Source organism: Pseudomonas sp. 3A(2025) (genome assembly GCF_054589175.1).
In genome coordinates, this window is sequence record NZ_BAAILM010000113.1 from 814,588 (window position 1) to 824,275 (window position 9,688).

A 9,688-nucleotide genomic window follows, 5' to 3' on the forward strand; every position below is an offset into this window, starting at 1 on the left:
CGCCGCATGACCGTGATCAAGCAAGACGACCTGATTCAGAGCGTTGCCGACGCCCTGCAATTCATTTCCTACTACCATCCCGTGGATTTCATCCAGGCGATGCACGAAGCCTATCTGCGTGAAGAATCACCTGCCGCACGTGATTCCATCGCCCAGATCCTGATCAACTCGCGCATGTGCGCCACCGGCCACCGGCCGATCTGCCAGGACACCGGCATCGTTACCGTCTTCGTGCGCGTCGGTATGGACGTGCGCTGGGATGGCGCGACCCTGAGCCTGGACGACATGATCAACGAAGGCGTGCGCCGCGCCTACAACCTGCCGGAAAACGTCCTGCGCGCCTCGATCCTGGCCGACCCGGCCGGTGCCCGCAAGAACACCAAGGACAACACCCCGGCCGTCATCCACTACTCCATCGTGCCGGGTAACACCGTCGAAGTGGACGTCGCAGCCAAAGGCGGCGGCTCGGAAAACAAGTCGAAGATGGCGATGCTCAACCCGTCCGACTCGATCGTCGACTGGGTCCTGAAAACCGTACCGACCATGGGCGCTGGCTGGTGCCCGCCTGGCATGCTGGGCATCGGTATCGGCGGCACCGCCGAGAAGGCAGCGGTCATGGCCAAGGAAGTGTTGATGGAGTCCATCGACATTCACGAGCTCAAGGCCCGTGGTCCGCAGAACCGCATCGAAGAGATCCGCCTGGAGCTGTTCGACAAAGTCAACCAGTTGGGCATCGGTGCTCAGGGTCTGGGCGGTCTGACCACCGTGCTCGACGTCAAGATCATGGATTACCCGACCCACGCCGCGTCCCTGCCGGTGTGCATGATCCCCAACTGCGCCGCCACCCGTCACGCCCACTTCGTGCTCGACGGTTCCGGCCCTGCCGAGCTTGAAGCGCCGTCGCTGGACGCCTACCCGGAAATCGTCTGGGAAGCCGGTCCGTCGGCCCGCCGCGTCAACCTCGACACCCTGACGCCTGAAGAAGTGCAAAGCTGGAAGCCGGGCGAAACCGTCCTGCTCAACGGCAAGATGCTCACCGGCCGCGACGCGGCGCACAAGCGCATGGTCGAAATGCTCAACAAGGGCGAAACCTTGCCGGTGGACCTCAAGGGTCGCTTCATCTACTACGTCGGCCCGGTCGATCCGGTGCGCGAAGAAGTGGTTGGCCCGGCTGGCCCGACTACCGCGACGCGGATGGACAAGTTCACCCGGCAGATCCTCGATCAGACCGGCCTGCTGGGCATGATCGGCAAGTCCGAGCGCGGCCCGACCGCCATCGACGCGATCAAGGACTACAAGGCCGTGTACCTGATGGCCGTCGGCGGCGCCGCCTACCTGGTGGCTCAGGCGATTCGCAAATCGAAAGTCGTGGCCTTCGCCGAACTGGGCATGGAAGCGATCTACGAGTTCGAGGTCAAGGACATGCCGGTCACCGTCGCGGTGGACAGCAAAGGTGAGTCGGTCCACATCACCGGTCCTGCGATCTGGCAGAAGAAAATCAGCGACAGCCTGGCGGTAGAAGTGCAGTAAGCGCTTAGCCTCGTCAGACAAAGCCCGGCCCGCAATGGCCGGGCTTTTTTGTAGCCGCCAGCCATGACGACCATTGGGCCGGAACTGTCATAACTGTCAGTAGACGCCTGCCCTGCCGACTCGCACACTGGCCCCGTAGTCGTAGAAAATGTCAGGGACGACAAGTCCTTCTCCCTTGGGGCCAGGCCCGTCAGGATGTCGGGCGTGACCGGGTAACAGGATAGTGCTGGCAACACTGGTGGTGTTGCCACCGTGAACGATCAGGTCGTTGTATCGGGCCTGTATTGATCGGTGAACGGTTGGCCATCGGCAATGCCGAGAGGGAGAAGGCCACACCATTTCAGCAATCGGCGTCAGCCGCGCCGATCCAGCAGATTGACCACCAGCCGGTCCAGCCATCCCCATATCCGTTGCTTGATCCGGCGCCACAGCGGGCGGGCCTTCCAGTCGGCCAGGGTGATCGCCTTGCTGCGGGCAAAGTCAGTGTCGAAGCTGGCGACCACCTGGGCCGTCAGTGCGGGATCGATCGCCTCCAGATTGGCCTCCAGATTAAAGCGCAGGTTCCAGTGATCGAAGTTGCACGAGCCGATGCTGGTCCAGTCGTCGATCAGCACCATTTTCAGGTGCAAGAAACACGGCTGGTACTCGAAAATCTTGACGCCGGCGCGCAGCAGGCGCGGGTAATAGCGATGCCCGGCATAACGCACCGACGGATGATCGGTGCGCGGCCCGGTGAGCAACAGGCGCACATCCACACCACGCAAGGCCGCCTTGCGCAATGAACGACGCACTCGCCAGGTAGGTAAAAAGTACGGCGTTGCCAGCCAGATGCGCCGCTGGCCGCTGTTCAAGGCGCGCACCAGCGATTGCAGGATGTCGCGGTGCTGGCGCGAGTCGGCATAGGCCACGCGCCCCAGCCCCTGACCGGAGACCGGTACTTTAGGCAGGTGGGTCAGGCCGAAATTTTCCGCCGGTCGCCAGGCCGTGGGCTTTTCATTGGCATGAAACTGCCGGTCGAACAGTGCCTGCCAGTCGACCACCATGTCGCCGGTGATTTCGACCATCACTTCATGCCACTGGCTGACCGGCTTGTCAGGCTCCCAGAATTCATCGGTCACCCCGGTGCCGCCGACCACCGCCAGGCGCTTGTCGACCAGCAACAGTTTGCGGTGATCGCGGTACAGGTTGCGAAAGCCGCGACGCAAGCCGATCGGGTTATAAAAACGCAGAATCACCCCGGCATCGACCAGCCGCTGACGCAGGCGCGAATCGAATGCCTGAGCGCCATAGCCATCGAACAGGCAACGCACGATCACCTTGCGCTGCGCGGCCTCGACCAGCGCCTTGACCACCGCCTCTGCACAATGGCCAGCCTCGACCAGATACAGTTCCAGATCGACCTGCTGTTCAGCCTTGTCGATGGCGGCCAGCATGCGCGGGAAAAAGCTCGGGCCGTCGATCAACAGTTCAAAGCGGTTGCCGTTACGCCACGGAAAAATCGCCCCGGCCATATTCAGTACGCCGCAACGATCGATACAGCGTGATCGGCGTGCAACTGACGAATGAAATTGAACATGCAGACTCCGGGGCATGATGGGACAACCTGTGGCTGTCAGACCGCTGCCAATCAACCCGGTTCGCTGCCCGTAGTCAAGGCGTCTGCAATAATCGGCAGCCCTGCCGCTCGCCCAGCCACATGGCCCGGTTGCTGCGGCCCATGCCGCTGGCGGTCACGGTACGAGTGGCTTCATCGTCGCTCAGGGTGCCGGGCACGTATTGCTTGACGTAACCACGGCAATACTCGGCCGGATTGCCCGTGACATAGCGGCACGAGCAATATTCCTTGGCGGTGTAGGCGCTGATGATGTCGGGGAAGGCCTGCAAGGCGACCCGCTGCTGCCACAGCCACACCACCAGCGCCGCCATGAACAGCAACAACAGACTGACCAGCGGGTGGCGACGAATAAAGCCTTTGCGTCCGTTCATGGCTGCACCTGCGTGCCGAAGGCGGCCAGTGCCAGTTGCAGCAACCGGTCGTGGCTGTAGCTACCATCGCGGTCGTCACCGTAGCGCACGATCAGCAGGTTTGCGCTCGGAATGACATACAGCGCCTGCCCCCAATGCCCAAGTGCGGCGAAGGTGTCGGCCGGCGCCTGCGGCCAGGGCCCCGGAGCACCGGTCGAGGTGCGGTTGAGCCACCAGTGACCGCCAATGGCATCGTTGCCGGCGTCGCTATTGCGTCCGGCAAAGGGCGTAAGCACAAAATCGATCCAGGCTTGCGGTAATAACTGTGCGTCTCCCCAGCGCCCGGAACGCTGCATCAACAGGCCGATACGCGCAAGATCGCGGGCGTTCATGTACAGGTACGAAGAGCCGACGAAAGTGCCGCTGGCATCGGTCTCCCAGACCGCGCTGCGAATGCCCAGCGGCTCGAACAACGCGTGCCAGGGATAGCCATCATAAGCCTGCGCGCCGACCATGCCTTCAAGAGCTGCCGCCAGTACATTGCTGTCGCCGCTGGAATAGCGCCAGGCCGTGCCCGGCGCCCAGGCTTTAGTGTGACTGGCAGTAAAGCGCGCCATGTCCTGCCGGCCACGGGTGTACAGCATGGCCACCACCGAAGAATTGAGCGGCGCGTATTCATAGCCCTCCTGCCAGTCCAGTCCGGAAGACCAGTGCAGCAAGTCCTCGACAGTAACCTGAGGGTGCGCCTTGAAGGGCGGATAAAAGCTCGCCACCGGGTCCTGCAACCTGAAACGTCCCTCACCGAAGGCCACACCCAACACCGTGGCCAATACGCTTTTACTGATCGACCAGGTCAAGTGCGGCGTCTCGGCCGTGGTCACCCCGGCATAACGCTCGTAAACGATTTGCCCGTCGCGTACCACCAGCAACGCATCGCTGCGTACGCCCTCACGGCTGGCCTCGTCACGCGGTGCAAAGGCGTAAGCCTCCAGCGCCTGCACGGCGCTGCTGGCGGTCACAGGGGCAACCGCCCATTGCGGCTGCGGCCAGTTTTCGGCCTGGCTGGCACCCGCGCAGAAGCTGACTAGTAGCAACAGAACCAGACGCTGGATCATCGAAGGTTTTCCGGCAAGACGGTGAGGCAACGCTACCAGTCATAAATGACAAATGGTCAACACCTGTGAAACCCCTCGTAACACAACCATCACCAAAGCTTCATGGGCATGACACGGCGCCTCCCTAGCCTGCATCTACAGCAAAGCGCTTGGACACATCAGTCGATCAGCCCTACAGGCTGGCTCCCGGAGAGTTCGCATGACCCAGATCGCTCGCATTCGTGATACCCGCTCCGAACGTCGTCTTCAGGCCGAACGCCTGACCGGACCGCGCGCCCTCCAGGAAGCTCAGGCCCTGCGCTTCAGCGTCTTCAGCCAGGAATTCAATGCGCGCCTCAAGGGTGCCGAACTGGGCCTGGACATCGATGACTACGATGTCCACTGCATGCACATCGGCGTGCGCGATCTGAGCACGGGCCGGCTGGTTGCCACCACGCGCCTGCTTGACCATAAAGCGGCCGATACACTGGGCAGTTTTTACAGCGAAGAAGAATTCAACCTTCACGGCCTGCGCCATCTGCAAGGCCCGATCCTGGAACTGGGCCGCACGTGCGTCGACCCGGCCTACCGCAACGGCGGCACCATTGCCGTGCTCTGGAGCGAGCTGGCCGAAGTGCTCAACGAAGGCCGCTACAGCTACCTGATGGGCTGCGCCAGCATTCCGATGCAGGACGGCGGCGTGCAGGCCCACGCCATCATGCAGCGCCTGCGCGAACGCTATCTGTGCAACGAACACCTGCGCGCCGAACCCAAGACCCCGCTGCCCAGCCTCGACGTACCCGGCAACGTGATCTGCGAAATGCCGCCGCTGCTCAAGGCCTACATGCGCCTGGGTGCCAAGGTCTGTGGCGAGCCGTGCTGGGACCAGGAATTTCAGGTCGCCGATGTGTTCATCCTGCTCAAGCGCGACGAACTGTGCCCGCGTTACGCCCGCCACTTCAAGGCCGCCGTGTGATGAGTCGCGTGCGCAGCCTGGCGCGGGTGACCCGAGTACTGCTGGTGATTGCCGCAGGCTTACTGATGGCCAGTGTAGTTGCAACGCTGGAGCGTCTGAAACTGGGTGGTTCGATGGCCTTGCGCCAACGCTGCAGCCGCTGGTTCATGGCGCGTCTGAGCAATGCCCTGCCGTTTCGCGTGACCGTGATTGGCGAGTTGCCGCGCCAGCCGATGCTGTGGGTGTGCAACCACGTATCGTGGACCGATATCCCGCTGCTGGGCCGGCTGGCGCCGCTGTCGTTTCTGTCCAAGGCCGAAGTGCGCACCTGGCCGATTGCCGGCTGGCTGGCGCTCAAGGCCGGTACCCTGTTTATCCGTCGCGGCGCCGGTGACAGCCGTCTGGTGCAACGCCAGATGAGCCAGCATCTGCAACAGGGCAGCCCGTTGCTGATCTTCCCCGAAGGCACGACCACGGACGGTCGCAGCTTGCGTACCTTCCACGGTCGCCTGTTGTCGAGCGCCATCGAGGCCGATGTCGATCTGCAACCGGTAGCCATTCAATACCTGCGCAATGGCCAGCCGGACACCCTCGCGCCATTCATTGGCGATGACGATTTGCTGTCGCATATTCGCCGGTTGTTTGCCCATGAACAGGGTGAGGTGCGTGTTCACCTGCTCAAGCCGATTGCCAGCGCAGGGCAAGAACGTGCAGCGCTGGCCTGGCAGGCTCAGCAGGCGGTTCAAGAGGCGCTATTCGGCGTAGTGCCGGTCAAAACGGCTCCAGTCGAGGCACCGTCCTCGGCCAGGGCGGCCTGAGCGAACGCCTGCAACACCGGGTAAAACGCATCGAAGTCGGCACTAAAGGGCTCGTACAGGTCAGGCAATTGCTGCATGGCCTCGAACAGCCCCGCCGGGCGCGTCAGGCGTCGGGCGATGCCCTGCAAAGCCATCTCGACCACCTCATAGTCCCGATACGAACCCAACCAGTCTTGCGCGGCCATGCGCGGCGCGATCAGCGCCAGACGCTCTGGCAGCTCGGGCTCGGCCGCCAGCACGCGGTAGACCTTACCGGTGAAGTCTGCCAACGGCACAGCTGCGTAACGCTGCCAGTCGCGAGCCAGGCAGTGGTCGAAAAACACATCCAGGACGATCCCGGCATAGCGCCGCTGCTCAGGCGCAAAGCGTTGTAGCGCGGTGCGGGTCAAGGGGTGTTGATCGGTAAACACGTCAATGCGTCGGTGCAGACGGATAGCCGCCTCCAGTTCAGGCGCAAAACGCCCTGCCAGCGGCCCTTTGACGAAATCGCCGTACAGGCTGCCGAGCAATTGGGCAGGCCGCTGGCCGCCAAGATGAAGGTGTGCGAGATAGTTCATGGTCCAAGCCTACGCTGCAAGCCACGGTAACGGCCACTACATCGTTATAACCCGATATATCGATTTATTTAGTGCTCAGTCGTTCTTGATATTTGTATATCGCGAAATATCGATATAAGGTTCGCTTTATCGCGATATACCGCTACAGCCCCTTGAGAACGACATGCCTATCGACCTCGACGAAATCATCAAAGCCCTCGCCCATCCGGTTCGCCGTGAAATTCTGCTGTGGCTCAAAGACCCGCACACCTGCTTTCCAGGCCAGGAACACTCGCTGGAACACGGCGTGTGCGCCGGCCAGATCGATCAGCGTGCCGGGCTTTCGCAATCCACGGTGTCCGCCCACCTCGCCACCTTGCAACGCGCAGGGTTAATCACCAGCAAGAAAGTCGGCCAGTGGCATTTCTTCAAACGCAATGAAGAAACCCTGCAGGCCTTCGTTAAAGCCTTGGTGAACGAACTCGACACCCCGCGCTGACCCACTTTCATTCAGGACAAGCCCGTGCCTTTACCTCTATTGATCCTGGCGCTGAGCGCCTTTGCTATCGGCACTACGGAATTTGTGATCATGGGCCTGCTGCCCGAAGTCGCCGCCGATCTGGGCGTGAGCATTCCCGGTGCCGGCTGGCTTGTGACTGGCTATGCCCTGGGGGTGGCCATCGGCGCACCCTTCATGGCGCTGGCCACCTCGCGCTTGCCGCGCAAGGCGGCACTGGTCAGCCTGATGGGTATTTTTGTCGTCGGTAACCTGCTGTGCGCGGTGGCCGCCGATTACAACCTGTTGATGTTCGCCCGGGTCGTCACTGCACTGTGCCACGGTGCGTTCTTCGGCATCGGCTCGGTGGTCGCCGCCAGTCTGGTCCCGGCCAATCGCCGCGCTTCGGCCGTCGCACTGATGTTCACCGGCCTGACCCTGGCCAATGTGCTCGGCGTGCCACTGGGCACCGCCCTGGGCCAGCAGGCCGGCTGGCGCTCGACCTTCTGGGTCGTGACCGTGATCGGCATCATCGCGTTTATCGGGCTGCTGCGCTTTCTGCCAACCCGGCGTGATGAAGAAAAACTCGACATGCGCGCCGAACTGGCTGCCCTCAAGGGTGCCGGTATCTGGCTATCGCTGAGCATGACCGCATTGTTTTCTGCCTCGATGTTCGCGCTGTTCACCTATGTGGCGCCGCTGCTGGGCGAAGTGACCGGTGTGTCGCCCAGCGGCGTGACCTGGACCCTGCTGCTGATCGGCCTGGGCCTGACCCTCGGTAACGTGCTGGGCGGGCGCATGGCCGACAAGCGTGTGTCGACCACCCTGATCGGCGTGTTCATCAGCATGGCCGTGGTCTCCAGCGCCCTGAGCTGGACCAGCACCATGCTCATCCCTGCCGAGATCACCCTGTTCCTCTGGGCCGTCGCCGCCTTTGCCGCCGTCCCTGCGCTGCAGATCAATGTGGTGGGCTTCGGCAAGGCCGCGCCCAACCTGGTCTCGACCCTGAACATCGGCGCTTTCAACGTCGGTAATGCGCTGGGCGCCTGGGTCGGCGGTAGCGTCATCGACCACGGCCTGGGGCTTACTCGTGTACCGCTGGCCGCCGCCGTGCTGGCGATCCTTGCCCTGCTGGTGACCCTTATTACCTTCCGCCAGAGCGCCAATCCCGATCTGGCTCCTGTGACTCATTGAGGGGATTTTTGCATGACCACACTCTTCGACCCGATCACCGTGGGCGACCTGCACCTGCCCAACCGCATCATCATGGCACCACTGACCCGCTGCCGCGCAGGCGAAGGCCGGGTCCCCAACGCCATCATGGCCGAGTACTACGTACAGCGTGCCTCGGCGGGCCTGATCATCAGTGAAGCCACTTCGATCACGCCAATGGGCGTGGGTTATCCTGACACGCCGGGGATCTGGTCCAACGATCAGGTGCGCGGCTGGAGCAATGTCACCAAGGCGGTGCATGGCGCCGGTGGGCGAATCGTGGTGCAGCTCTGGCACGTAGGACGTATCTCGCACCCGTCGTACCTGAATGGCGAGGCACCGGTGGCGCCCAGCGCGGTAAAACCTGCAGGTCATGTCAGCCTGGTGCGTCCGCAGGCCGATTACCCGACACCCCGCGCGCTGGAGCTGGCCGAGATCGAGGATGTTGTCGATGCGTACCGGGTGGCCGCTGAAAATGCCAAGGCCGCCGGTTTCGACGGCGTGGAAATCCACGCGGCAAACGGTTATCTGCTCGATCAGTTCTTGCAGAGCAGCACCAACCTGCGCACCGACGTGTATGGCGGCTCGCTGGAAAATCGTGCGCGTCTGTTGCTGGAAGTGACCGATGCCGTCATCGACATCTGGGGCGCTGGCCGCGTGGGTGTACACCTGTCGCCACGCGCCGACTCCCACGACATGGGCGATGCCAACCTGGCCGAAACCTTCGGCTATGTGGCGACCGAACTGGGCAAGCGCAACATCGCCTTTATCTGCGCCCGCGAACGCGATGCCGCCGACAGCCTTGGCCCGCAGTTGAAAAAGCTGTTTGGTGGCGTGTACATCGCCAACGAGAAATTCACCAAGGCCGGCGCCAATCAATGGCTGCAAAGCGGCAAGGCCGACGCCGTGGCGTTTGGTGTGCCGTTCATTGCCAACCCGGACCTGCCCGAGCGTCTGGCGCAGGATGCGCCGCTGAACCAGGCCAATCCTGAAACCTTCTACGGCAATAGCCCGGTTGGCTACATCGATTACCCACGGCTGTAATCGACGCGGCCAAACCCTGGTTTTCCAGGGTTTGGCCG

Annotated in this window: 10 protein-coding genes; 6 read left to right on the forward strand and 4 right to left on the reverse strand. The window is 62.5% G+C overall.

What is annotated here, in order from left to right; translation table 11 throughout:
• Positions 1–6: 6 nt before the first annotated feature.
• Positions 7–1,530: a fumarate hydratase gene (locus ACYP2A_RS30365; protein ID WP_459749613.1), complete on the forward strand. Its 1,524-nt coding sequence runs from the start codon at positions 7–9 to the stop codon at positions 1,528–1,530.
• A gap of 353 nt (positions 1,531–1,883) precedes the next feature.
• On the opposite strand, the gene ACYP2A_RS30370 is transcribed toward ACYP2A_RS30365, so the two are convergent.
• The 3 genes from ACYP2A_RS30370 to ACYP2A_RS30380 form a co-directional block, all read right to left on the reverse strand.
• Positions 1,884–3,041, reverse strand: a complete 1,158-nt coding sequence (locus ACYP2A_RS30370) for a phospholipase D-like domain-containing protein (protein WP_459749614.1) — start codon at positions 3,039–3,041, stop codon at positions 1,884–1,886.
• Positions 3,042–3,180: 139 nt separating this feature from the next.
• A complete protein-coding gene (locus ACYP2A_RS30375; RefSeq protein WP_459749615.1) occupies positions 3,181–3,516 on the reverse strand; it encodes an amidase in 336 nt (111 codons plus the stop codon).
• Positions 3,513–4,610 carry a serine hydrolase domain-containing protein gene (locus ACYP2A_RS30380; protein WP_459749616.1) on the reverse strand — a complete coding sequence of 366 codons (1,098 nt, stop codon included), beginning with the start codon at positions 4,608–4,610 and terminating at the stop codon, positions 3,513–3,515. Before ACYP2A_RS30380 ends, ACYP2A_RS30375 begins: the two co-directional genes overlap by 4 nt.
• Positions 4,611–4,809: 199 nt before the next feature.
• Here ACYP2A_RS30380 and olsB point away from each other — a divergent pair, with 199 nt between their 5' ends.
• On the forward strand, positions 4,810–5,565 hold the full coding sequence (olsB, locus tag ACYP2A_RS30385; protein ID WP_459749617.1) for an L-ornithine N(alpha)-acyltransferase: 756 nt from the start codon (positions 4,810–4,812) through the stop codon (positions 5,563–5,565).
• Entirely contained in the window at positions 5,565–6,362 is a 798-nt protein-coding gene (locus ACYP2A_RS30390) for a 1-acyl-sn-glycerol-3-phosphate acyltransferase (protein WP_459749618.1), read from the forward strand. The genes olsB and ACYP2A_RS30390 overlap by 1 nt, the downstream gene beginning before the upstream one ends.
• Here the strand turns inward: ACYP2A_RS30390 and ACYP2A_RS30395 are convergent.
• The gene (locus ACYP2A_RS30395) at positions 6,287–6,919 is read right to left on the reverse strand and encodes an acyl carrier protein phosphodiesterase (RefSeq protein ID WP_459749619.1); all 633 of its coding nucleotides are present in this window, start codon (positions 6,917–6,919) and stop codon (positions 6,287–6,289) included. The two genes, ACYP2A_RS30390 and ACYP2A_RS30395, sit on opposite strands and share 76 nt — an antisense overlap.
• Before the next feature lie 163 nt (positions 6,920–7,082).
• On the opposite strand from ACYP2A_RS30395, the gene ACYP2A_RS30400 reads away from it, so the two are divergent.
• Genes ACYP2A_RS30400 through ACYP2A_RS30410 form a run of 3 tightly spaced genes read left to right on the forward strand, consistent with a single transcriptional unit; the run spans position 7,083 to position 9,650 of the window.
• Positions 7,083–7,397, forward strand: coding sequence for an ArsR/SmtB family transcription factor (locus ACYP2A_RS30400; protein ID WP_459749620.1), 315 nt, complete (start codon positions 7,083–7,085; stop codon positions 7,395–7,397).
• A gap of 24 nt (positions 7,398–7,421) precedes the next feature.
• A complete protein-coding gene (locus ACYP2A_RS30405) occupies positions 7,422–8,588 on the forward strand; it encodes an MFS transporter (RefSeq protein WP_459749621.1) in 1,167 nt (388 codons plus the stop codon).
• Between the two features lie 12 nt (positions 8,589–8,600).
• Positions 8,601–9,650, forward strand: coding sequence for an alkene reductase (locus ACYP2A_RS30410; protein WP_459749622.1), 1,050 nt, complete (start codon positions 8,601–8,603; stop codon positions 9,648–9,650).
• Positions 9,651–9,688: the final 38 nt, after the last annotated feature.